Origin of the sequence: Citrobacter sp. RHBSTW-00029, from assembly GCF_014104295.1 — a bacterium.
Classification (GTDB): Bacteria; Pseudomonadota; Gammaproteobacteria; order Enterobacterales; family Enterobacteriaceae; genus Citrobacter; species Citrobacter youngae.
The window spans coordinates 2333409-2358927 of sequence record NZ_JABXRT010000001.1; the positions used below are offsets into that span (position 1 = coordinate 2333409).

General features: G+C 51.0%; 20 protein-coding genes. 3 read left to right on the forward strand and 17 right to left on the reverse strand.

Annotated features, from left to right (window positions below):
* Window positions 1-75: 75 nt before the first annotated feature.
* The 13 genes from cpsB to HV041_RS11635 all read right to left on the reverse strand — a co-directional run bounded on the left by cpsB (window position 76) and on the right by HV041_RS11635 (window position 13768).
* Window positions 76-1512, reverse strand: a complete 1437-nt coding sequence (gene cpsB / locus HV041_RS11575; RefSeq protein ID WP_048212034.1) for a mannose-1-phosphate guanyltransferase — start codon at window positions 1510-1512, stop codon at window positions 76-78.
* 3 nt (window positions 1513-1515) lie between these two features.
* Window positions 1516-2739, reverse strand: coding sequence for a colanic acid biosynthesis fucosyltransferase WcaI (gene wcaI / locus HV041_RS11580; protein WP_048212035.1), 1224 nt, complete (start codon window positions 2737-2739; stop codon window positions 1516-1518).
* Window positions 2736-3215: a GDP-mannose mannosyl hydrolase gene (locus HV041_RS11585; RefSeq protein ID WP_048212036.1), complete on the reverse strand. Its 480-nt coding sequence runs from the start codon at window positions 3213-3215 to the stop codon at window positions 2736-2738. The genes wcaI and HV041_RS11585 overlap by 4 nt, the downstream gene beginning before the upstream one ends.
* Window positions 3216-3217: 2 nt before the next feature.
* Window positions 3218-4183: a GDP-L-fucose synthase gene (locus HV041_RS11590; protein WP_048212037.1), complete on the reverse strand. Its 966-nt coding sequence runs from the start codon at window positions 4181-4183 to the stop codon at window positions 3218-3220.
* 2 nt (window positions 4184-4185) lie between these two features.
* A complete protein-coding gene (gmd, locus tag HV041_RS11595; RefSeq protein WP_121584475.1) occupies window positions 4186-5307 on the reverse strand; it encodes a GDP-mannose 4,6-dehydratase in 1122 nt (373 codons plus the stop codon).
* A 24-nt stretch (window positions 5308-5331) separates the two neighbouring features.
* Complete coding sequence (wcaF, locus tag HV041_RS11600; RefSeq protein WP_121584474.1) at window positions 5332-5886, reverse strand: colanic acid biosynthesis acetyltransferase WcaF; 555 nt, start codon at window positions 5884-5886, stop codon at window positions 5332-5334.
* Between the two features lie 9 nt (window positions 5887-5895).
* The gene (wcaE, locus tag HV041_RS11605) at window positions 5896-6642 is read right to left on the reverse strand and encodes a colanic acid biosynthesis glycosyltransferase WcaE (RefSeq protein ID WP_121585476.1); all 747 of its coding nucleotides are present in this window, start codon (window positions 6640-6642) and stop codon (window positions 5896-5898) included.
* Between the two features lie 5 nt (window positions 6643-6647).
* Window positions 6648-7865: a colanic acid polymerase WcaD gene (wcaD, locus tag HV041_RS11610; RefSeq protein WP_115602250.1), complete on the reverse strand. Its 1218-nt coding sequence runs from the start codon at window positions 7863-7865 to the stop codon at window positions 6648-6650.
* Complete coding sequence (gene wcaC / locus HV041_RS11615) at window positions 7840-9057, reverse strand: colanic acid biosynthesis glycosyltransferase WcaC (RefSeq protein ID WP_048212042.1); 1218 nt, start codon at window positions 9055-9057, stop codon at window positions 7840-7842. Before wcaC ends, wcaD begins: the two co-directional genes overlap by 26 nt.
* Window positions 9058-9094: 37 nt before the next feature.
* Window positions 9095-9937: a colanic acid biosynthesis glycosyltransferase WcaA gene (wcaA, locus tag HV041_RS11620; protein WP_005128312.1), complete on the reverse strand. Its 843-nt coding sequence runs from the start codon at window positions 9935-9937 to the stop codon at window positions 9095-9097.
* A 77-nt stretch (window positions 9938-10014) separates the two neighbouring features.
* Window positions 10015-12177: a tyrosine-protein kinase Wzc gene (gene wzc / locus HV041_RS11625; RefSeq protein WP_101741481.1), complete on the reverse strand. Its 2163-nt coding sequence runs from the start codon at window positions 12175-12177 to the stop codon at window positions 10015-10017.
* The gene (gene wzb, locus HV041_RS11630; RefSeq protein ID WP_101741482.1) at window positions 12174-12623 is read right to left on the reverse strand and encodes a low molecular weight protein-tyrosine-phosphatase Wzb; all 450 of its coding nucleotides are present in this window, start codon (window positions 12621-12623) and stop codon (window positions 12174-12176) included. Before wzb ends, wzc begins: the two co-directional genes overlap by 4 nt.
* 5 nt (window positions 12624-12628) lie before the next feature.
* Window positions 12629-13768, reverse strand: coding sequence for a polysaccharide export protein (locus HV041_RS11635; protein WP_048212045.1), 1140 nt, complete (start codon window positions 13766-13768; stop codon window positions 12629-12631).
* A 657-nt stretch (window positions 13769-14425) separates the two neighbouring features.
* On the opposite strand from HV041_RS11635, the gene HV041_RS11640 reads away from it, so the two are divergent.
* Window positions 14426-16009, forward strand: a complete 1584-nt coding sequence (locus HV041_RS11640; protein ID WP_048212046.1) for a TerC family protein — start codon at window positions 14426-14428, stop codon at window positions 16007-16009.
* A 44-nt stretch (window positions 16010-16053) separates the two neighbouring features.
* On the opposite strand, the gene asmA is transcribed toward HV041_RS11640, so the two are convergent.
* The 3 genes from asmA to udk form a co-directional block, all read right to left on the reverse strand.
* Window positions 16054-17907 carry an outer membrane assembly protein AsmA gene (gene asmA / locus HV041_RS11645; RefSeq protein WP_121584472.1) on the reverse strand — a complete coding sequence of 618 codons (1854 nt, stop codon included), beginning with the start codon at window positions 17905-17907 and terminating at the stop codon, window positions 16054-16056.
* 25 nt (window positions 17908-17932) lie between these two features.
* Window positions 17933-18514 (reverse strand): dCTP deaminase, encoded by a 582-nt coding sequence (gene dcd, locus HV041_RS11650; protein ID WP_003036774.1) that lies wholly within the window; start codon window positions 18512-18514, stop codon window positions 17933-17935.
* A 91-nt stretch (window positions 18515-18605) separates the two neighbouring features.
* Window positions 18606-19247 carry a uridine kinase gene (udk, locus tag HV041_RS11655; protein WP_005128328.1) on the reverse strand — a complete coding sequence of 214 codons (642 nt, stop codon included), beginning with the start codon at window positions 19245-19247 and terminating at the stop codon, window positions 18606-18608.
* A 315-nt stretch (window positions 19248-19562) separates the two neighbouring features.
* Here udk and HV041_RS11660 point away from each other — a divergent pair, with 315 nt between their 5' ends.
* A complete protein-coding gene (locus tag HV041_RS11660; protein WP_121585475.1) occupies window positions 19563-22892 on the forward strand; it encodes a diguanylate cyclase in 3330 nt (1109 codons plus the stop codon).
* Here HV041_RS11660 and alkA read toward each other — a convergent pair.
* Entirely contained in the window at window positions 22860-23729 is an 870-nt protein-coding gene (alkA, locus tag HV041_RS11665) for a DNA-3-methyladenine glycosylase 2 (RefSeq protein WP_048212048.1), read from the reverse strand. The genes HV041_RS11660 and alkA overlap by 33 nt on opposite strands.
* Window positions 23730-23865: 136 nt before the next feature.
* Between alkA and yegD the strand changes: the two genes are divergently transcribed.
* Window positions 23866-25218, forward strand: coding sequence for a molecular chaperone (gene yegD, locus HV041_RS11670; protein WP_115602257.1), 1353 nt, complete (start codon window positions 23866-23868; stop codon window positions 25216-25218).
* Window positions 25219-25519: the final 301 nt, after the last annotated feature.

The window sequence follows — 25519 nt, forward strand, 5'->3', positions numbered from 1 at the left end:
CCTATAAATGGCCAAAAATAGTGTTGTCGTAATTTGCCGGATGACGTAGCGCTTTCCCGGCGGAGTTAATAACCGTTAGACACGCCCGTAACGATCTTCAAAACGCACTACATCATCTTCTTCAAGATAAGAACCAGAGCGTACTTCAATCAGATCGAGCGGAATTTTCCCGGGATTCTCCAGGCAATGGGTTGCTCCCAACGGAATATAGACTGACTCATTTTCCGCGAGCAGTTTGATATCATCATTGATTGTGACTTTCGCCGTTCCTGCCACTACAACCCAGTGTTCGGCGCGGTGCAAGTGCATCTGCATCGATAATCCCTCGCCAGGCTTAACGGTAATACGCTTAACCTGATAACGATCGCCTGCGTCAATAGAGTCGTATTTGCCCCACGGACGATAGACTTCACGGTGGTTATGATGCTCATGCCGGCCATCAGCCTTAATTCTCTCCACCACTTTCTTCACATCCTGTACCGCGTTGCGATCGGCAATCAGCACTGCGTCTTTGGTCTGCACCACTACCAGGTCCTTCACGCCAACGGTAGTCACCAGGCCAGATTCCGCATATACATAGCTGTTTTCTGTTTCGTGGCTAATCACGTCACCGTGATGCACATTGCCTTCAGCAGTATGCGCACTGATTTCCCACAGTGATGACCACGAACCTACATCGTTCCAGCCAGCATTCATCGGCATAACTACCGCGTCTGCAGTACGCTCCATTACCGCATAGTCCACAGACTCTTCCGGACAGGCTAGAAAGGCCTCTTCACCTACACGAATAAAATCGAGATCGGGATCAACCAAGTTCATAGCTTTCTTGCAAGCTTCCAGAATATCGGGCCGGAATTTATTCAGCTCTTCCAGGTAGCGGCTAGCGCGGAACAGAAACATACCGCTGTTCCAGTAATAGTCACCGCTTGCGACATAAGCCTGAGCGGTTTCCAGGTTCGGTTTTTCAACAAACTGCGCAACATCAAAAGCAACCGCATCGGTATTGGCGGGGGAAATATCTCCACGTCGAATATAACCATAGCCAGTTTCAGCCTGATCCGGCACGATACCAAATGTGACCAGCTTTCCCGACTCGGCATAGGGCATAGCATTGAGAACCGCCTTGCGGAACGCCTCTTCATCAGCAATCATATGATCCGCTGCCAGCACCAGCAGCAGCGGATCGCCCTGCGGGTTAGGGCGTGTTGCCGCCAATGCAGCCAATGCAATAGCCGGAGCCGTATTGCGCCCAGCGGGTTCGAGGATAATGTTATCGGTTAACTTGTGCAGTTGCCGTAGTTGTTCCGCCACAATGAAACGGTGTTGCTCATTGCAGATAACGACCGGGCTTTCACACTCCACACCCTTTAGACGGCAAATTGTCGTCTGTAACATCGTGAGGTCGCCCTTAAGACACAGGAACTGCTTTGGATACAACACACGGGACAATGGCCATAAACGACTACCTGAGCCACCAGCCATCACAACCGGAAAGAGTTTGGACTGACTCATCTTTTATCCCCGTATATCTGCAATAAATTGACCAAGCACGTTTTCTTTATCCAGCGTGCGTTCGGCATAGTGACGAGCCACTATGTTGACTTTCGGCATCAATAACGTCTGTTCAATACCACTTACAAGTGCGTTCACCGATTCCGGCTCCACGCAAACAGCAATACCAGGAAAGGTGTCACATAGCTGGCCCAGTTCGGTATCAGGTTCAGCGGTAATCACTGCATTACCACCAACAGCCAGGATATTGGTCAGTTTGGAGGGAAGAACGGCATCTGCTGCACCACGCTTTTGTACGACTAAATGGCAGTCCCCCATCTTCAGTAACGCAGGTAGCACCTCATAGCGTTGCAACGGGAGAAATGTCACATTACTCAGGCTCCGCCTGCTGACCATGTTTTCCAGCCTCGCTTTACCGCCTCCTTGCCCAACGATCACAAAATGCCATGGCTGATTACTGAGCCAGGCTGCCGCATCTATCACACTATCAAGTCCCTGCTTTTCACCGATGTTGCCTGAGTACAGAATAATTTTTTTATCCTTAGGTAACCCCAGTTCATGGCGCAGCGCCCAAGCTTCAGCGTCAGTTACATCACGAAAACGAGCCACTTCCGACCAATTTGGAAAGAAAATAACTTTCTCTGCTGACACGCCTTTATCCAGAGCTTTGTGCATCATTGAGCGAGAGATCGTTGAAACAAGATCCATGCGCTGCAGACCATTGCGTTCGAAGACGCTAGCCAACTTTGCCACTGTTCCGAATTTACCTTTCCCAGCCATCCCAAGGCCAAGCATGGCGTCAACTTCATAATCCTGAATGTGCAACAGCGTACGCGCGCCAGACAGCTTCGCCAGCAGGCGCATACCAGGTGTACAGAACAGTGTCGGCACAACGCCAATTATGCGATCCGGCTTCCAGCGACGCTGTGCCATCAGAGGGAAAAAGCTGGTCAGGGCAAAACTGCCTAAATGCAGCAGACGTTTGATCGTTGACGGTTGTTTCGGCACATATAGCGGACAGCGCCAGACGATCGCATCCCCCTCTTCACGGCGATAACGCCATGATGAATAGCAGTCATTGACTTTCCACTGGGGATAATAAGGCGGCGCGGTAATCACCCTAACGTCATGCCCCTGACGCGCCATCCATTCCACCATTTCACCGGTGTACTTGCCGATGCCTGTAAGCTCAGGAGAATAATTAATGCCATACACCAGGATCTTCATAAACCAGGCACCTCAGCCTGACGTTCCGACATAAAGTATGCCCGACTGTTTTCATGCACGTTGTCAGTCGCTAACAGCGACTGCGGCATCATCCAACGCCAGGTCTCGTGCTGCTCTCCGGGAAGTTGTAACTCTTTTTCCAACACCCTCAGACGAAAACCCAGCACGATGTAATGTGTCGAAAAATCCTGACCAGAAAAGTTATCGTCATAGAAGTGCTGCCAGACACCATAAAACTCAGCGGAGGACAGCGGTAAACGCACCCCCAACTCGGCTGTAGTTAACCGCTCAAAGGCCGTATGTAGCGACTCATCTTTTCGCACCCTACCGCCAGGTACAAACCAGTAGCCCTGTGCCGGTCGGTTAAGGCGTTTACCGAGCAAAAACTCCCCCTGAGCATTCTCCACAATCAAATCGATAGAAATCAGCGGAGTAGAACGTACAACGCCGGCAAACTCCTCATGACGTAAAAACATCGCTACCCCCGGTACCGTTGCTGATTCACAAGGAACCACTGATACGTACTGGCAAGCCCCGCTTCCAGGGGTATCTCGTGATACCAACCAAGCTGGTGTAACCGTGTCACATCCAGTAGTTTGCGTGGTGTTCCGTCCGGTTTGCTGGCGTCAAACACTACACGTCCTTTATAACCAACAACCTGCGCGATCGTTTGTGCCAGCTCACGGATAGTGCAATCCACGCCAGTGCCCACATTGATATGTGATAGCATCGGCTGGGTATACTCCTGCCAAACTTCTCGATCTAACTCCATCACGTGGATACTGGCTGCCGCCATATCGTCCACATGCAGAAACTCACGCATCGGCGTGCCACTGCCCCACACCACCACATCCGGCGCATTCTGCTCACAGGCTTCATGAAAGCGACGCAGTAACGCCGGGATAACATGCGAATTGCTGGGATGAAAATTGTCGTGAGGTCCGTACAAATTTGTCGGCATCACTGAACGGTAATCACGGTCATACTGACGGTTATATGACTCACAAAGCTTAATTCCGGCAATTTTGGCTATCGCATACGGTTCGTTAGTGGGTTCCAGCAACCCCTGCAGCAGTTCACTTTCAGCTATTGGCTGCCTGGCCAACTGCGGATAAATGCAGGATGAACCGAGAAACAGCAGTTTATTCACGCTATGCAAATGAGCCGCATGAATTACGTTGCTCTCAATAACCATATTTTCGTAAATAAAATCAGCAGGATAAGTATTATTAGCCACAATCCCGCCCACTTTGGCTGCCGCCATATAAACCTGGTCAATACGTTCAGTGGCAAAAAACGCCTGCACAGCACTGGCGTCCAGCAGGTTAAGTTGATTGCGAGTACGCAGCACCAGTTCCACGTTTTCTCGCTGTGCGAGTTGCCTTACGATGGCGGCCCCCACCATCCCAGAATGGCCCGCCACAAAAATTCGTTGTTTCATCATCCTCAATGCTCCAGCGCAATGGCGACATCGTAACCATGAGATTTCAGCAGTGAATGTTTCTTCGCGGTATCCAGATCGTGAGCAACCATTTCAGAAACCATCTGGCGCAGTGTAATCTCCGGTTTCCAGCCCAGTATTTCGTGTGCCTTTGTCGGATCGCCCAACAGCGTTTCCACCTCTGCAGGACGGAAATAGCGCGGGTCGACGGCGATCATCACATCCCCCGGTTTCACCCCTGGCGCATCATGCCCAGTCACCGAAACCACAATGCCTTTTTCATTCACGCCCTCACCTTCAAAGCGCAACTTAATACCGAGTTGGGCTGCGGCCATTTCCACAAACTGACGGACGGAATACTGCACGCCAGTGGCGATCACGAAATCTTCCGGCTGCTCCTGCTGCAGCATCATCCACTGCATCCTGACGTAGTCTTTGGCATGTCCCCAGTCACGCAGCGAATCCATATTGCCGAGGTACAGGCAGGACTCCAGCCCCTGGGCGATGTTGGCAATTGCACGGGTAATTTTGCGTGTGACGAAGGTTTCGCCACGACGCGGAGATTCATGGTTAAACAGAATGCCGTTACAGGCATAGATGCCATAAGATTCACGGTAATTGACGGTGATCCAGTAGGCATACAGTTTGGCGACGGCATAGGGCGATCGCGGATAGAATGGCGTCGTTTCTTTCTGTGGGATCTCCTGAACCAGACCGTACAGTTCAGAGGTGGAGGCCTGATAGAAACGGGTTTTCTTTTCCAGACCCAGGAAGCGAATCGCTTCCAGCAAACGCAGCGTGCCGATCCCATCAACATCAGCAGTATATTCTGGCGAATCAAACGACACCGCCACGTGGCTCATTGCGCCCAGGTTATAGACTTCATCCGGCTGAACCTCTTGCAAAATGCGGGTCAGATTAGAGGAGTCCGTCAAATCGCCATAATGCAGATGGAATTTGGGATTACCCGCATGCGGGTCCTGGTAAATATGGTCTACCCGTTCGGTATTAAATGACGAGGCCCGGCGCTTAATACCATGAACTTCATAACCTTTTTCCAGCAGAAACTCTGCCAGGTAAGAACCATCCTGCCCGGTTACGCCAGTAATGAGAGCGACTTTTGACATGTTATTACCTCTTAAAATTCCCCTTCAGGGAGTAACGTTCTCGACGCGTTTACGCGTAACTACTGCGGGGTTACCCCGACATATGGCATTGGCCGGCAACGATTTAAAAACGCTGCTGCGTGCACCCACGACGGTGCCGTCACCAATCGTCACGCCAGGCGCGACAAAAACATCTGTCGCCAGCCAGCATTTCTCGCCAATCACAATTGGCGCGGCGCTAATATCAAAGTGTTGGCTGGCATAATCATGACTTCCGGTGCATAAATAGCTTTTCTGCGAAATAACCGTATGAGCCCCAATCGTAATATTACCCAGCGTATATAAAACCGCGTCATCCCCTACCCAGGCGTAATCACCCAGTGTTAATTTCCACGGATAAGTAATTTTTACTGAAGGCCGAATAACTACGTTTTTTCCTATTTTTGCGCCAAATATCTTTAATAAAAAAACACGCCAGCGGTACATCACCTGTGGTGACCAGTGAAATAATGTTGCTTGTACCGCCCACCATAATTGCACTTTAATTGCACCACCGCCGCGAAAACCTTTCGGCACCGCGAAGCCGTTTAAATCCTGCATAGTGTGACCTTACGTTTTACCATATAAGTATTTTGTCTTACCGGTTGTACGCAGACGTATGTATTCAGAAAATTCAGCCCAAAAACCGGGCATACGCAATATTTGGCGTTGGACTCTTTTGGCATCCCGACACAATTCCAGATTATTCGTAGTCGATACGCCGCCCATGGAAAACTCCGACACTAAACCAGTCAGTTTTTTAAACGCGAACCCGGACTTGTATAATTTTGCTGCCAGCGCATAATCCGATGATATTTTATATTGCAAATCATAATGCCAGGTTTGCAGCCCCGTCAGCGGAAAAAATATTGCCTGATGACTGGCTGGCAAACTGTGGTAGATATACCAACCCGGTTTAGCCCGGCGCGTCATTTTTTTACCATTACCAAAATCCAGCAAAGCATCGCCAATCACCATCGCTTTATCACTCTGCGTTTTTAACTGGCGGATAAAATGTGCAGAATCGGCATGCAGAATATCTCCAGAGTTGAGAAAGAGTGCAAAGCGCCCGCGCGCCATAGCGATACCTTTGTTCATTGCATCGTAGAGACCGTTATCAGCCTCGCTGACAAAACGTAACTGGTGCTCTCCATTGAGATTTTCCAGGAACGCCGGAGTACCGTCTGTAGACCCCCCATCGATAACAATCCACTCAAAGCGGATATCGCTCGCCTGCGCAAGATGCGCCAGTGACGCATGGGTTTTGACGATCCCGTCCAGATTGCGAAAAGCGACGGTGATAATACTCAGCAGCATGTAAATTACCTCGCGATATTCAGCGCCTTGCGCAAAATAAACGGACATACAATTAAAAATGCATATTCCGGACTAAATACTGAACCGGTGAAAAACAGCGACAACGGTGTAAAAAGATAAAGCTGCACCCGATAATTCTGATTATCACCAAACGCATTCATCATCATTTTCGTTACTTTTCCCATGTACCACAGGGATAATATTACGGCGAACCACGAAAAATAGATAATTAACAAATACAAACCATTGTCTATTGTTTTACCTACATCTGCACCGTTAAAGATTCCGAATGATGCAACATATTCATAAAGTGAGCCAAATCTCACTACACCATCGACATTCAGTAATGAATAGCCAACCATGACCAACGGTCCTACTATGCGATAATAAGATGAAGAGCCTTCAGTACCTAAATCACCAAGACGCGTCGTGATGTAGGGGAAGGCAAATATCACGCCCACCATAAACACACTCAGCGAGATAATTGCCAAGGGTAACTTCTTTTTTATCGCATCCTTATTCAGATACTGAAACGCCCACTCCAGCAGGTAAAACAAAATAAATGTCATCACCCCTGAAAACGATCCTGACAATATCACCCCTGCCAGAATCATAGCATCGGTCTTGGGCGTTTTGATACCAAACTGTTTGATGCTGAGCCAAATTGAGATTAACGCCAGAGCGAAAAATGCAGGCTCAAAATAGAGTGCGGTGGTACGCTTCCCACCAAATTTAATAAAGTTCAGCACATAGCTATTGCTGTAAATAAGATATTTCGAAATAGCTTCCATTATACTGCTGCCACCGCTGAGAATGATCTGTGCCATTTCAATGGCAGCCAGACCGACCACTAACCCCACCACCAGCCAGAATAAACGCAAAATTTTAGGATAGTTATGTGGCGAAATGGTTTTAAAGCGAATACTCCACACCATGCCAATAATGATCACGGTATAGATAAACAACATGGCAGATGTTACATACTTGCTGGCATCCAGCGATTGGCCAAACAGGTAGTTAAACACCGCCAGCCCCCCACCCACTCCCAACGCAATCAACAGCTTTTTAATATTGATACGGTCAACAAACAGCAGTAGCAACAGTGGTAAAAAAGTGACAACGGTGACAGGGAAACTTTCACCCAGTTGCGCAAGCTTGACGTTAACCAGCAGATAAAGCAGCGGCAACACCAGATAGCTACAGACCCTGATAGTACGAGACATATTCCTCCAGCATCTGTTGTCCGCTGTATGCTGTCCGGCTCTGCTGGCTAAAGGTAGCCAGCGAGGTGTCAAATACCGCCTGTGCAATTTCTGATTTTTTCAGTTGTACCAGATGCAAAACATCCGCTTCACTGAATGTTTTGCCGCCTGATTTTGCCAGCACTTCCTGTGCCGCCTCACTGTGCGTGGCGATAACCGGTACACCGATAGAAAGCGCTTCGCACAAGATTAGCGGATAGTTATCAACCCGCGAACTGAACACCAGCCCATCCATCTGATTTAGCGCCCCCATCAAGGTTCGTTTGTCACTTTCAAACCCATGGTTGATGACGTTTGCTCCGGCAAACGGGGAAAACTTACCGAAGGTATGCAGCTCTATTTTGTCACCGAGCGCGATAAGCGCCTGGACCAGTTGCTGGCTGGTTTTGCCGTCATAGCGCAAATCATGGGCCACCACGGCAATTTTCGGTCTGCCCAGCGGCTCATGCTGAACCGGCAAGTCAGCAAGAATCGCTTCCGTCGCCACATCGATACCGTTATTGATGATGTGACAACACCCGGCACCGTACAGGCTGTTAAATGCTTCCGCCACATGTTGACTGGGCGAGATAAACTGGCAGCCAAGCGCCAGCATCGTACGAAACATTTGACGTTTCCCGGGCAGTTGCTGATGCGCTTTATCAACGTTAACCGGGGGATAGTTGCTTAACGTTGGACATTTCTGGCAGCCCGTTTTCCAGCCTTCGCAGCCATCGGTAAAGGCGCAGCGTCCGGTAACACTCCAGTGATCGTGCAGCGTCCACACAAAGGTGATATCGGGCTTATGTGCCTTCACCTTTTGGCAAAACGCCACTACCTCTTCGAGGTTCAGCCAGTAACTGTGCAGCACATGGAAATGCAGAACCAGCGGGCCCGCGGTGCGGATGATTGTGCGATACATACTGTCGAGGTTACCAAACAGATCGCGGTTTGCGAGGCGAAACAGGGCAATATTCGCCGCCGACGTCAAACGCGGCGCATGTTTAATCACGTGCGGATAATTTCCGTGACTGGCGCTTCTCTTGCCTCCTTTGCCATAACCGTATACAAACCGCGACACCCACCCTTTTTCCAGCGCGCGCAGGTGTAAATCCAGCGCGACCCCGGCCGCCCCGCCTTCGGCAAGCCGAACATTAAATTGCAGAATATTCATTGCATTACCTTTGCTCTCACATGTTGACTCAGCATACTTAACGTCCTCGAAGACCGTCAGCCAGGCGTTTGCCGTTACGGATGGAAAGCAACGTCAGCAATGTGCGCCAGTTCATCCGCTTGTTACGGATCTGATAAAGGGTAAACAGCTGATATTTTTTACTCGCCCGGTCAAATTTACCTTTGTGTTTGCGATAGAACTGGAAGTAACCGGAGAACTTATGTGGGGATGAGGTAATACGCATCTCGCCGTGATTCACATGCAGGATCTGCGTCGCCTCTTTTACCTTCCAGGGTTTACCGTAGGCCACGACCATGCGCAGAAAAATGTCGTAATCCTGCGCGGCTTTTAACGTCGTATCAAACAGGCATGCTTTGAAACGCCAGGCCCAGCTAAAGACCTGATTACCAATGATATTGCGTTTATAAAATCGGCGACGTGAGTACATCGATTTTGGATACAGCGGCAGACTGGCTGGCTGTGAATAAACCTCACCTTCACAGACATAATCATCAGCGTAGAGAAAAGCATGCGTTACCAGTTGATGACGAGACTGAAGGAATGAGCTCAGGCGATTCGGCGTCCACTCATCGTCATCATCAATCCCCGTAATGTACTGCCCACTGGCCTGCATGATGGCCTGATTGCGTACTGCGCACGCGCCAGAGTTCATCTCGTTATGCGTATAGCTCACGCGTGGATCGTTTAACGCCTCAACAAACTGTTGCAGCTGCTCATACTCGGCAGAGCAATCATCGACAATGATCATTTCCCAGTGACTATAGTCCTGGCGCAGCACCGATTTAATCGCCCGGATAGCCAACTGCTGGCGGTTCCAGGTGGGCATATAAATAGAAATTAGCGGGTTGTCTGTCGTCATTTTTTTGTCCCAGATAAAGTTGCCAGATGGCGCTACGCTTATCAGGCCTACATTCGATATGCGTTGCTGTTAGTTATCTATTTCGAATCCGACGTGTATTCGTATTCGTAGTAACCGTAATCCTGATACCCGCTGGCGCGCCGGAAAATGGAGTTGAGGATCACCCCTTTCACCTGAATTCCGTTTTGCCCGAAACGACTCAGACTGGTTTCCACCTCTTTCAGCGTATTGACCGCGTAACGCGCCACCATCAGCGTGGTTCCGACGTGGCGACCAACGATAGCCGCATCGGTCACGGCCAGTATTGGCGGCGTATCGATCAGCACCAGGTCATAGTTCGCACTGGCCCAGGTCATCAACTCGCCAAAGCGCTCGCTCATCAGCAGTTCTGAAGGATTAGGGGGAACCTGCCCGCGAGGGACCAGGTCAAAATGTGCAATTGAAGTTGGTTTTGCGCAGGAGGGAATGTCACCCTTGCCGCTAAGGATCTCAGACAGACCGTTGACGTTATTGGTCCCGAGCAGCTCATGGGTATAGCCTTTACGCATATCACAGTCGATCAGCAGTACGCGCTTGTCGGTCTGACTGATAACCGCAGCCAGGTTGGCACAGACAAATGTTTTGCCGATCGACGGGCTGACCCCGGTAAGCATCAGCACATTATTACGTGATTGCATCATGGCGAAGTGCAGGCTGGTACGCAGGCTGCGCACCGCTTCTATCGCGAGATCGGTCGGATTCCCCACAGCCAGTAACTGACTTTGCTTGTAGCGTTTCACACCTTTGATGGTCTGAACGTTATCACGCGCTTTTTGCCATTCTGACAGGGGAATGCTGGCATACACGCTGATGCCCTGCTCTTCAAGCGCCTGCGGGCTTTCAATACCGCGATTGAACAGCGACCGTAGCAGCACGCCAACCACTGAAAGCATCAAACCAAGTAGGATACTGCCGAGAATAATCAGCGCCGTTTTCGGTTTCAGGACACCAGGCTGGGCAATGGCAGGATCGACAATGCGCACATCGCCAACCGTACTGGCTTCCGTGATCTTCAGCTCCTGCTGTTTATTCAGCAGTTGCATATAGACCTGCTGGCCGGACTCCACGTCACGCGTCAGGCGGACAATTTCCTGCTGCGTTTTCGGCATCGCCGTCACGCGCCCGTTAAGCTTGTTTTTTTCATCTTCCAGCGCCTGGCGTTTTTCCAGCAACGTGCGATACGCCGGGTGCGCTTTGGTGAACAGTTTGGAGATTTCAGCTTCTTTAAAGGTCAGTTCATTTAACTGAGCATCAATATTTACCATCGAGTCCAGCACCGCTTTGGCCTCCAGCGGTAAATCGACGGAGTCTTTATCCTGACGAAATGCATTCAGTTTGTTTTCAGCAACATCCAGACGGTTGCGCACCTCCGGTAATTGTTTTGCCAGAAACGCCAGGCTTTTAGCGGCCTCTTCAGATTTACGCTCCACGTTTTGTTGCAGATAGTTGCGGGTAATACTGTCAAGGATCTGGCGGATTTGTTCACGATCTTCCCCCGTGAAGGTCAGACTCAACACCCCGGTATCTTTACCTGTTTCCGTCACCATCAGGTTATTTTGCAGATTGTTGATCGTGCCAAGCGTGGAGAACTTACTGACGGTAAATTCGCTACCCGGACTGGCATGAATCGCCTCAACCAGCATCGTTACACCGTCATGGTTCAGTAACTGCCCAACCTGGCCACGAGCGCTAAAGCCGCCGTCACTCACCAGTTGATAACTTTTGTCGTTCAGTACGTTCAACGTGAAGGTCTGTTCATTCATTGACGTTGGCAAGGCGAAAGTCGTTACATTGACCGTTTCATTCTGGCGGCCCATCAGACGGTCCCAGCCGGCACCAAAAAGAGGAAATGAATCTTTAGTGACGGAAATATCCAGATTAAGATCGTCTACCGTTTTGCCCAATACCCGCCGTGACTGAATAAGCTGAATTTCTGCTTCAGAAGCAGGTGGCTTGTTGGATAACGCCGAGCCAATATCCTGAACTAACGAGCTGCCGGTGTTTTGCTCTATTTGTACCAGCGCATCGGCACTGTAGATCGGCGTGGCAAACAGGGTGTAGAGCGCCGCACATAGCGCAAATGCGGCGGTTATGCCCAGTACCCACCAGCGTGCTTCGACTACGGTCCCCACCAGACGTCCGATATCGATTTCATCGTTGCCTGTTGCCGACGTGGCAGACTGTTTTTCTTTTTCTGTCATTGTTTTCCCTGCTCCGCATTCAGTGCCTGGGCCCATTGCTGGGCAGACCGCTCAAGTAGTGCATACACCGCATCAAACGCATCACGGCTTTTACGATACGGGTCAGGTATTTCGCGTTCGCTGTCCCAATGGCCAAACAGCATTACTTTGCCGCGCATCTCCGGCACCATTTCACACAACGCCGTAATATGGCGTTTTTCCATGGTCAGGATCAGGTCATACTCCCGACACATCCGTCCCGAGATTTGCCGTGCACAATGATTTTCCAGCGACAAGTTATGTGCCTGCGCCACACTGATAGCGCACGGATCGGCGCCCTTGCCTACCAGCGCGCCGAGACCAGCGGAAGACACCGTCAACGCCGGATGAAATTGCCTTAACAAGCGCTCTGCCGTCGGAGAACGGCAAATGTTCCCCACACAGACAACTAAGATTTTGTTAAACATGGCGATTACCAGTTGTGAAGGTCGCTGGCCGTATCCGTCATATAACGAACACCGCTAATGGTCGGCAGCAACTGATTGATCAAACGGTTCCAGCGAGCAACCGGCGCGGTCGTGACATACACCACATCGTAAGGCTGGAGTCGGAAAGAGGTCGCCATCACCAACGATGTCGCGTCAGACATATCAAGCTGGTAGATATTGGCTATCTTGCCGTTATGTCCACCCTCGCCTTTTAATGGACGAATAACAAAGATGCCACTGGCATTGGAGGTGGTCAGGTCGATGCCCTCCGCATTACCCAGCGCTTCGGTGAGTGTCATACCGCTGAAGTCCATCTTGAGGGTGCTCTGTTTTTTCACCTCACCCATCACGAACACTTTCAGGTCGTCATTTCGTGGGACAAACAGAATATCGCCAGGATAGAGCAGACGGTTCTGGCTCAGATCGCCATTTTGCATTAGCGCTTGCAGTGAAATGCGTTGCTCCTGCCCTTTGTGAGTCAGCACAACGTTGCGCCAGTCGGCCGCTTCTGTGAGGCCGCCTGCGGCATTAATAGCATCAAGGATAGTAAGAGGTACGTTGGTGATGGCCTGCTGACCGGATTTATTCACCTGCCCGGAGACATATGCCTTTTGCGAGCGGAATGCGGCGATATTAACGTCCACCTGCGGGTCTGCGATGTACTTCGCTAAGCGCCCGGTAATATCACTACGAATTTCTGCCAACGTTTTTCCCACCACGCTAACTTTGCCAATGTAGGGATAAAACATGGTGCCATCAGGTTGCACCCAGTTTCCTGTATCGCTTGAGCTACGATACTGTCCCGCAGGCGTGGTGAGTTCGGGATGATCCCAGACGGTGACATTCAGGACATCGCCGGGTCCGACCCGGTACTGATACCCGGAGATCTCCTGATCCAGCGACATATTAGGTTGAGCAACATTCGGTCGCGGACGCAATTGTTCAACCAGTCGAGGGGTAAGCGGATAAACATTCACCATCCGGTTGATATCAAAATCGGCATCCTGCTGCTTAATCACATCTTTGCCCATGGTAGACATATTGCTGCCCGGAAACACGGTACAACCGTTGATCAATATTACCGACACCAATACTGGCATCAATTTAAGTTTGGATTTCATCATTGATTATTTATCACTTTGGCAGAGTCATTATCACGTGCGTTTTAAATAGCGATTACGCCTGTTTGCATTCACCTTGCCGTTAATTGAATAGAAATTTAACTGGCATCAGTCCTAAAAAAAATGAATCCATCTGCAGTCTCTTGACAGAATAATTTAGGTTTATCATCAGGCGACCAGGCACGCTACCGCCCCTGGCTTTATTGGCTACCAATGCACTGATTAATTTATATTTTTACCATCCTCGCTGTCGTCATCATATTCATAGCGCCTGCCCATCAAGTAATAGCATGGTGCGATACTGGCAACATATTTCTCTTTTGATTATTACGGGAAGAATTGTTGCAGCTAACCGAATAGCAGGCAAGATAACAAGCCCTGAAACGTAGCCTTTTAAGATTAATATTAAGCATAAGGTATGTATATTTTTAGGATTTTATTGATGTTGACAATGTTAATATATAAATATCCAGCCTGCGATATTTCCTAAATATAACTGCATAAATAAAGCCATTTCTTGCAGTTACCTTCCGACTATTCTCTCGCCTCTGTCCTGATATAAAGGGCAGAGAAATCCCTTCTCGCCATTGCATTTTTCGTCGGTTTTACCCATGATCGAATTGTGACAATTGTCATATAACTATGGGTATAGCATTTACTATGGAATGGATTGCCGATCCGTCAATCTGGGCCGGACTCGTCACGCTAATCGTGATAGAACTCGTTCTTGGCATTGATAATCTTGTTTTTATTGCCATCCTCGCGGAGAAACTCCCGCCATCCCAGCGGGATAAGGCGCGTATTACCGGGCTACTGCTGGCGATGGTTATGCGCCTGCTGCTGCTGGCATCAATATCATGGCTGGTGACGCTGACCACACCTCTGTTCAGCATTCGGGACTTCAGCTTCAGCGCCCGCGACCTGATCATGCTGTTCGGCGGTTTCTTCCTGCTGTTTAAAGCGACGATGGAGCTCAACGAACGGCTGGAAGGGAAAGACAGCGACAATCCCACCCAACGTCGGGGTGCGAAATTTTGGGGCGTGGTCGCGCAAATTGTGGTACTTGATGCCATTTTCTCACTGGACTCGGTGATCACCGCTGTTGGTATGGTTGATCATCTGGCGGTCATGATGGCGGCGGTGATCATTGCCATCAGCCTGATGATGCTGGCCAGTAAATCGTTGACCCGCTTTGTTAACAGCCACCCAACTATTGTTATTCTGTGCCTGAGCTTCCTGTTGATGATTGGTTTCAGCCTGGTCGCGGAAGGCTTTGGTTTTCGCATACCGAAAGGCTATCTGTACGCGGCTATCGGCTTCTCGGTCATGATAGAAGCCCTGAACCAGTTGGCTATTTTTAACCGTCGTCGCTTCCTGTCGGCTAACCACACGTTACGCCAGCGTACCGCCGAGGCGGTGATGCGTCTGATAAGCGGTCAAAAAGAAGATGCCGAGCTGGATGCCGAAACTGCCGCTATGTTGGCGGATCATCATGAAGGCCAGATTTTTGCACCACAAGAACGGCGGATGATTGAGCGCGTACTGAACCTTAATCAGCGAACCGTCAGCAGTATCATGACGTCACGCCATGATATCGAGCATATTGATCTCAATGCTCCGGAAGCAGAAATTCGCACACTACTGGAGAAAAACCAGCATACGCGCCTGGTCGTAACCGGAGAAGATGAACAGGAAGAACTGCTCGGTGTGGTGCATGTAATTGACCTTCTGCAACAGTCGCTGCGTGGCGAACCGCTCGATTTGCGCGTCTTACTTCGCCAGCCGTTGGTATTCCCGGAAACCCTGCCGCTTCTTCCTGCGCTGGAGCAGTTCCGTAATGCCCGTACACACTTCGCTTTTGTGGCCGATGAGTTTGGTTCGGTGGAAGGAATTGTGACGCTCAGCGACGTGATGGAAACCATCGCGGGTAACTTGCCAAATGAAGTCGAAGAGATCGACGCTCGTCATGATATTCAGAAAAATGCCGATGGGTCGTGGACGGCAAACGGCCATATGCCGCTGGAAGACCTGGTGCAGTATGTCCCGATCCCATTAGATGAGAAACGTGAGTACCACACCATTGCCGGGCTGTTAATGGAGTATCTGCAGCGCATCCCGAAAACCGGAGAGGAAGTACAGGTTGGCGACTATTTGCTGAAAACCTTGCAAGTAGAAAACCATCGAGTGCAGAAAGTCCAGTTGATACCACTGCGCAGTGAAGAAGAGATGGATTACGAGGTATAAGCGACATGCCGGATGGGGCTGAAGCCGCCATCCGGCACCAGGGTTCAAAGTTTATCCAGCAGCTTTTTAACGTCTTTGCCGTTGCGAGAGTCTTTGTTGCGATCGGCCCAGTCGTTCAATCGGCGTTTCGCTTCATCCTGCATATGCTTACGCAAGAGTTGGTCCACCTGCAGGTTATAGTTCAACGACTGCCATTTGCCATAGACCCTGAGCGGAACTGGGGTCGCTTTGAGGAAATCGATCAATTTACTTTCCCCATTCCATCCGCCCAGCACGCGCACGTTAAACTGAGTATCACAATTTTGCTCAACCAGATCTAACGTGCCCTTACCCGAAAGCGCCAACATGGCAGACTGCCCTTCCATGTTATCCAGCGTAACCTTGCCGTTATCCAGTGTCAGATCGGTCACAAAGCGATCCAGCCGCGTCGCATTATCCAAATCCTGTTGTGAGCCTGCATTACCGCCGCTACGTTCAACCGCCTGTTGCACCAGTTGCTGGAAGTTCATGCCTTCCATACGCGTGCCGCTCATCTCAACATTGGCCTGTCCTTGCCAGCTGTGGCGAAATGCCTGCGCATCAATGTCAGAGCCCGAAAAATCGCCAGCCAGTGACAGCTTACCAGTAAGGGCTATCGGATAGTCAAAAGCTTTCAGGATAGTGCCGATTTCTACGCCTTCCAGCCGTGGGTGAAAGACTGCCCGTGGTGGGCCTTTTCTGGCATCCAGCGAACCTGGAAGTGAGATCAATCCACCGTCACTTTTCCCCTGCAACTCATTGATATTCAACAATCCAGCCTGGTTGACGATTTTTGCAGAAACATGATCAAATGCCATTTTCCGCCAGAGAACTTTATCCGCCTGTAGTGCAATGTTGGCGGAAAATCCTTGCAGCCCCTGATAAGAGACGGCATCAACCTGCGAGGAAATGACTGGTCGCGCCAGCGTCGACTGGCTCTGACTCTGCTGTGCCCCGGTATCTGTCGCCGCCAGAGCATCATGCTGTACAATCAGATTATCCAGATTGAGCTGGCCGAATTTCAGATTGACGTCCCATGCGGGTTTCTCCGCCAGCGTCACCTGAGCTTGCCCGGCGAGTGAACTGTCATTAGCAGTTAAGTTAATCTGCGTAAAGTTGAGCTGTTTTTTCTCTTCCTGCCACCGAGCCTGAAGCTGCCCCTGGCCGCGGATCCCCTGCGGCGGCAAGTCAGCGCCCTGTAACTGCCAGCTCAGTTGCTCAATATTGGCGACTAAATCATGCGGATAGTCAGACGCATCGACAGCGCCGCTGATGGACAACGTCAGGTCGCGCTGGTCACGGTTAACGCGTCCGGTGAAATCGAACGTTCCACGATGCTGGGCATCCTGTTCCATATTCAGGTGAATATCACGAACCGTTATCTGTTCATCGTCTTCATGCTGGAATACCAGAACGCTGTCAGCCACGCGCAGGCGAGCGATATCAAACGACCATCCACGATCCTCTGCCAGATCCGGCAGTGTATTATCTTTTGGCGCAACAGGGGCATCGACTCCGCGCACAGCCTCGGTTTCAGGTATGAGTTGAATCACCGCGCCTTTGAGCATGACTTGCTTTACGCTGAGTTGGTGACTCAACAACGGCCACAAGGCGACGTCCAGACGCATATTGTCGGCACGAACCAGCGGTTCGCTGGCACCTTCGGCCGTTAGCACCATGCGCCCGGAGAGAATGCTCAACTGGGGCCATACGTGCCAGCGCAGAGGACCATCCAACTGCAGTTGATATCCGCTACGCGCAGCAACTTGCTTCACCATGTATGCGCGGAAATCATTCGGATTAACCAACAATACTAACGCAGAGAAACCGGCCACCAGCACGACCAGAATAATCATCAGCGTCGTCAGAAATCGTCTCATGCTATCCCCAATGGACTGAAAACACTCAGTCTTTATCGATCCGGCTGGCTACCGCGCCCTGCTGATCGCGATACTTCGCATCCTGGCGACGGTTGTAAGGTCGCGCTGCCGGGCCGGAAAGCGGTTCGAAGCTCAGTGCCCCTATCGGCATACCGGGGCGCAGAGCCAACGGTAATTTTCCTGAGTTGTAAAATTCCAGGACGATGCACCCCGACCAGCCCGGATCAATACGGTGTGCCGTAACGTGTACCATCAGGCCCAGACGTGCCAGCGAAGAACGGCCGTCTAACCAGCCAACAAGGTCGGAAGGCAGCGTAACGGATTCGAAAGTTACCGCCAGCGCTAATTCACCCGGATGCAGGAAAAACGCCTCACCGTCTTTGAGGACAATTTCATCACTCATTACGCGGTCAAGCGCAGCACTGACCTCATCCTTCGGTCCGCTCAAATCGATATACGCCGCCGTATGACCGCGGAACGTACGAAATTTGTTACCAAGGCGCACATCTACCGTTGCGCCATTGATACGCTCGACAGGAGGACGTGGATTGATCGACAGACGACCTTCATCCAACCAGGCTTCAATATCTCGGTCACATAAACGCATGGCACTTTCTCCTTTCGTGCTTCAAACCCTTAATGCCAGGCGCGTTAAGGGTGAACCAGGTTATCACTGAACGGTACACAATTCGCTGAACTTATTCAAAGAACTGACTGATTTTCGCCTTCAGAATATCGATAGCAATGCGGTTTTTACCCCCGCGAGGCACGATGATATCGGCGTATTGTTTTGAAGGCTCAATAAATTGCAGGAACATCGGACGTACGGTTTTTTGGTATTGCGCCATCACCGAATCCATTGAACGACCACGTTCATTCACATCCCGCTTGATACGGCGCATCAGGCAAATATCCAACGGCGTATCAACAAAAATAGAGAAGTTCATTTCATCACGCAAACGCGCATCCGTCAGCAACAAAATGCCTTCCAGAATAATGACTTTCTTGGGTTCAATATGAATAGTTTCTTGTGTGCGCGTGTGTTCAACATAGCTATAAACGGGCAATTCAATGGCGGAACCACGTTTAAGTGTTTGCAGATGCTGAAACAGCAAACTGTGATCCATCGCGTTCGGATGGTCGTAGTTCGTTTTTACGCGTTCTTCCATCGACAGATGGCTTTGATCCTTGTAATAGCTGTCTTCGGGAATAACGCCAATATGTTCGTCACCGACTTGTTCACGCAATTCGCGATAAAGGGTACTGGCAATAAGACTCTTGCCGGAAGCCGATGCGCCGGCAATGCCGATAATGACGCACTGATGGGACTGATCAGTCATAAATTTAGCGACCTGATTAACCTGGATGTAAGGAAGGGCGGCGTCGAAACGCCAAACGCGGCAATTATAGGGATTTCAGCCGCGCGATGCCAGCCCAGGCTGCACCAATGCTTTCCCTGTCGCAAATTAAAACGGTTAATTTTAAAGCAGGCTCAAATTTTATTCACCCGCCTTAGGAATTAATGGCTTGGGCGTGTTAATTTATGAGCAACTGGCGTATAAATTGTAAATTATTTGTACTAGCATAAACGAAGATTAAACGTGATGCGGCCGGTAACTCTGCTGGCCGACATCGGCTATTTGGGTAAAGTGGTAATGAGTAAACAATTCCAACATGTTTTAGTTACCCTACCCCATCCTCTGCTGCGCCTGGCCAGTTTAGGTCTGGTAGCATTTATCTTTACGCTATTTTCGCTGGAGCTGTCGCGCTTCGGTACCCAACTGGCACCGCTTTGGTTTCCAACCTCAATCATGATGGTGGCGTTTTACCGCCATGCAGGAAAAATGTGGCCCGGGATAGCGCTGGCTTGCTCATTCGGCAGCATCGGCGCGTCTTTGCTGTTTTTTCCTGGAGGCTCGCTTAACTATACTTATACGACCATCAATATTATTGAAGCGGTCGCCGGCGCGATGTTATTGCGCAAACTGCTCCCCTGGTATAACCCTTTACAGAATCTGAATGACTGGGCGCGTTTGGCCTTGGGTAGCGCCGTCATCCCTCCGCTGTTAGGTGGTGTGCTGATGTGGCTACTGCTCCCGGAGGGAACCTCGTTAAATACATTTCTCATTTGGGTGCTTTCCGAATCCATCGGCGCGTTGGCGCTGGTGCCATTAGGTCTGTTATTCAAGCCTCATTATCTGCTGCGCCACCGCGATCCACGTTTACTGCTTGAGACCCTCATCACTCTGCTCGTCACCTTAACGTTCAGCTGGCTTTCCATGATGTACGTGCCGTGGCCGTTTACCTGCGTCATTGTGTTGCTGATGTGGAGCGCCGTCCGTTTGCCGCGTATGGAAGCATTTTTAATTTTCCTCAGCACCGTCCTGATGGTCTCTCTGATGCTGGCGGCCAACCCATCGCTGCTCTACACCCCGAAAGCGAATGTGATGACAAGTATTCCGTGGCTGCCGTTTTTGATGATTCTGTTGCCAGCCAACATGATGACTATGGTGATGTACGCATTTCGGGCCGAGCGAAAACACATCTCGGAAAGCGAATCGCGTTTTCGTAATGCTATGGAATATTCCGCGATTGGCATGGCGCTGGTCGGTACCGAAGGGCAGTGGTTACAGGCAAACAAGGCGTTGTGCCAGTTTCTTGGCTACAGCCAGGAAGAGCTGAGAGCGCTGACCTTCCAGCAGCTCACCTGGCCGGAAGATCTGAATAACGACCTCGAACAACTCGGCATGTTGGTCCGTGGTGAAATCAACAGTTACTCCATGGAAAAGCGCTATTACACGCGCGCGGGCGACGTTGTCTGGGCATTGCTGGCCGTTTCGCTGGTACGCCACAGCGACAACACCCCGCTCTACTTTATTGCACAGGTTGAAGACATAAACGACCTGAAGCACACCGAGTGGATGAATAAGCGGCTGATGGAACGCATTACCCTCGCCAACGAAGCGGGCGGTATCGGTATCTGGGAGTGGGAACTGCAACCCGACGTGATCAGTTGGGATAAGCGCATGTTCGATCTCTATGAAGTCCCGCTACATATCAAACCCAGTTGGCAAGTCTGGTACGAGTGCGTCGTACCGGAAGATCGCGAGCATGCTGAAAATGTGATTCGCGACTCTCTGGCCGCACGAATTCCCTTTAAGCTCGAATTTCGTATTGCAGTACGTGACGGCGTACGCCATATCCGCTCGTTGGCTAACCGGGTACTGAATAAAGACGGAGAAGTTGAACGCTTACTCGGTATCAATTTGGATATGACCGAAGTGAAGCAGCTTAACGAAGCGCTGTACCAGGAAAAAGAGCGCCTGCACATCACGCTGGACTCAATCGGCGAAGCGGTGATTTGCATTGATGTCGACATGAACGTGACCTTCATGAACCCGGTTGCCGAGAAGATGAGCGGCTGGCAGCAGGACGACGCGATAGGTATTCCGTTACTGACAGTGCTGCGAATTACCTTTGGCGATAACGGCCCATTGATGGAAAACATCTACAGTGCCGATATGTCGCGTACTGCCATAGAGCAGGAGGTGGTTCTGCATTGCCGTAACGGCAGCAGTTACGACATTCAGTACAGCATTACGCCACTCAGTACCCTTGACGGTGGTAGCATTGGCTCCGTACTGGTCATTCAGGATATCACCGAGTCGCGTAAGATGTTACGCCAACTGAGCTACAGCGCGTCGCATGATGACCTCACCCATCTTGCTAACCGGGTCAGCTTCGAGAACCATCTGAAACAATTGCTACAAGCCGTACACAATACGCATCAGCGCCATGTTCTGGTCTTTATCGATCTGGATAGGTTTAAAGCCGTGAACGATAGCGCGGGCCATGCTGCAGGCGATGCCCTGCTGCGCGAACTTGCTTCTCTGATGCTCAGCATGCTGCGTACCAGCGATGTACTGGCTCGTCTCGGTGGCGATGAATTCGGCCTGTTGCTGCCGGATTGCAACATCGAAAGCGCTCGCTTTATCTCAGGCCGTATTATCAGCGCCATCAACGAGTATCAGTTCAGGTGGGAAGGCCGTCTGCACCGCATAGGCGCCAGTGCGGGTATTACGCTGATCGATGAGAAAAATCATGTCGCGACTGAGGTCATGTCTCAGGCAGATATCGCCTGTTATGCCGCCAAAAATAGTGGGCGTGGCCGGGTCTGCGTGTATGAACCCCAGCAAAGTCAGACGCACGACTCACGGGAACTGCTGTCGTTTGATGAACAGAAGCACATTATTGCGCACAACCCGATGCTCATGATCGCCCGGGGAGTGGCCTCTCCACGCATTCCTGAGACATTCAGCTTCTGGCTACTCTCACTGCGCCTGGGAACAGAGGACGGTGATGTTATCGAAGAGCATATTTTCCGTACCGGACTCGTTGACCCCACGCTTAATCATGCGCTTGACCGCCGGGTTTTTAACGAATTTTTCCAGCATGCAGCGACGGCGATTGCCAGTAAGGGGCTCAGTATTGCCCTGCCCCTTTCTGCCGCCGGACTGTTGAGTACCGAACTTGTGGATGAACTGCTGGCGCAGTTGCAGCATAGTCCGCTACCACCACGCTTATTACACCTGACCGTTCCAGCCGGAGTGATGAAATCGCATCCAGCTCAGAGCCTATCGGCCATTCAGCGACTTCGTCACGCGGGTTGTCGGATTATTTTAAGCCAGGTAGGACGCGACTTAGAGATTGTTGAAAACCTGAAGTTTCACACCGTCGATTACCTGTTACTCGACAGTGAGATCAGCGCCAGTGTTCACGGCAACCTGATGGATGAAATGTGGGTTTCTATTATCCAGGGTCATGCACAGCGACTGGATATCAAAACGATCGCCGGCCCCGTGCAAATGCCGCTTACTATGGACGCACTTTCTGGTATCGGTATTGATATGATCTACGGCGACATCATTGCTGATGCTCAGCCGTTGGATCTGCTACTCAATACCAGCAACTTCGCTATCAACTGACGGCTGCCACCCTTCCGTATACCAGATATGTAATAACGCATAGGAGCGCCACGGCTTCCAGCGCTCGGCATAGCGCCGGATCTGGGCTGGTGTCATGCCCGGAAAGCGTTGTTTGATCAAATAATCGTCAGGAAGAAAAACATCTTTCGCCTGCCAACCGCGTAGCGCGAAATAATTGGCAGTCCAGCGCCCTATACCGGGAAACGTTTGTAAGTGCTTTACGCCTTGCTCAATATCAACTGGTGCAACCGATGCAAGCCTTCCGGTAAGCATTGCTCGTGCCAGATGAATGAGCGCTTCGGCGCGTTTGAGCGGCATCCCTAAGGCTTTCAGATGCAAAGGCTCAGCTGCAGCCAGCGCTTGTGGTGTGGGAAAACAAACATACTCAGGCGCGTCATCAAGCCTGTCACCGTAGGCGCGTACAACTTTCGCGGTCAGTTTTGCCGCCATTGCAACGCTAACTAACTGGCCTAATATCGCCCTCACACCTTGTTCAAAGGCATCGACAGAGCCAGGCAGCCGCAGTCCAGGACGCGCTGCGCCCAGGCTGCCCAGCGCGTTAGCAATATGCTGTGGGCAACAGCGAAGATCGAACAACCGCTCAATTTTGGCGAGGCATTCTGGCGCAACGGGCTGTAACCCCGGACTTAGCCTGACCTGCAGCTGGTGTGTCTTCAGGTCAGGCACTACGCTCACCAGTCCACGATATTCACCGATAACCAGGCTTCTGGTGTAATACAGCTCCCCGACGGTTTCGACGCCATCCACCGCACGGGCGGCAAGAAACCCTAGCATCCAGGGCCAGTCATAGGGCGGCTGCCAGCTCAGTGTTAACATTCAGGTGTCCTTTTTAGTTAAACCTACAGCATAAACAGTATTCAATCGATACGCCTTGCTTTCATATTCCAGTTGTCGGGGCGGCGACATTTCGCTAAAGTCACGCCCCTTCTTCACTGGCATGGGGATTTCTACGGTGTTTATTGGTTTTGACTACGGTACGGCAAACTGTTCAGTAGCCGTAATGCGTGACGGGCAGCCACACTTGCTCAAAATGGAAAACAACAGCACGTTACTGCCCTCAATGCTTTGTGCGCCTACGCGCGAAGCGGTGAGCGAATGGTTGTATCGCCATCATGATGTCCCCACGACGGATGCCGAAACACAGGCGCTACTGAGTCGTGCAATGCGCTATAACCGCGATGAAGACATCGATGTTAGCGCCAATAGCGTGCAGTTTGGTCTGGCGTCACTGGCGCAATACATTGACGACCCGGAAGAGGTGTACTTTGTTAAATCGCCAAAATCATTCCTGGGTGCCAGCGGTCTGAAGCCGCAGCAGGTTGCGCTGTTTGAGGATCTGGTCTGCGCGATGATGCTGCATATTCGCAATCAGGCGCAAAACCAGCTGCCGGAAGCGATCACCCAGGCCGTTATCGGTCGCCCGATCAACTTCCAGGGGTTAGGCGGTGATGACGCCAACGCCCAGGCGCAGGGTATTCTGGAACGTGCGGCCAAACGCGCCGGTTTTCAGGATGTCGTCTTCCAGTACGAGCCGGTAGCCGCGGGTCTGGATTTTGAAGCAACCTTGCAGGAAGAAAAACGCGTACTGGTGGTGGACATCGGCGGTGGCACCACTGACTGTTCGCTACTGCTGATGGGGCCGCAATGGCATCAGCGCGCCGATCGCGAAAACAGCCTGCTGGGACACAGCGGTTGCCGCGTGGGCGGTAACGATCTGGATATTGCGTTAGCCTTTAAACATCTGATGCCACTGCTGGGCATGGGCGGCGAAACGGAAAAAGGCATCGCATTGCCGATTTTACCCTGGTGGAATGCGGTCGCGATCAACGATGTTCCCGCGCAAAGTGATTTCTACAGTACCGCCAATGGACGTTTACTCAACGATCTTGTCCGCGACGCGCGTGAAGCAGACAAAGTCGCGCTGCTGCTTAAAGTCTGGCGTGAACGCCTGAGTTATCGCCTGGTACGCAGCGCAGAAGAGAGCAAAATTGCGCTTTCTGACCAGACAAATGTTACCGCGGCACTGCCGTTTATCAGCGATGCGCTGGCCACCGCTATCAGCCAGCAAGGACTGGAAATGGCGTTAAATCAACCGCTGGCACGTATTCTTGAGCAGGTTCACTTAGCGCTGGATAACGCGCAGGAAAAACCGGATGTCATTTATCTGACCGGCGGTAGCGCCCGTTCACCGCTGATCAAAAAAGCCCTTGCTGAACAGCTTCCGGGGATCCCTATCGCCGGTGGCGATGATTTCGGCTCTGTCACCGCCGGACTGGCCCGCTGGGCTGACGTTGTTTTCCGCTAAGCGGCTCGCAGGCTCAAAGGTGCGCGTATTGACATCATCGTTACTGTGGCTTATTTTCAGGAGTGAGGGTTAGGGAAGGTTTCCCCTCCCCCTGGTGTCTTAGTAAGCCGGTAAGCTAATGACTAAGAGTACCACCAGTATGATGACGTACTTCATCATAACCCTTTCCTTATTTTGGCCCCTTCCTCGGGAGGGGCTTTCCCGTTCCAGCATCCCGCTGAAATCTTTGGCTTACCTCCTTTTGCCTTGACCGCACTCTAACGCACAATGACGCATTCGCTATTTTCGCCGCAAATTGTTG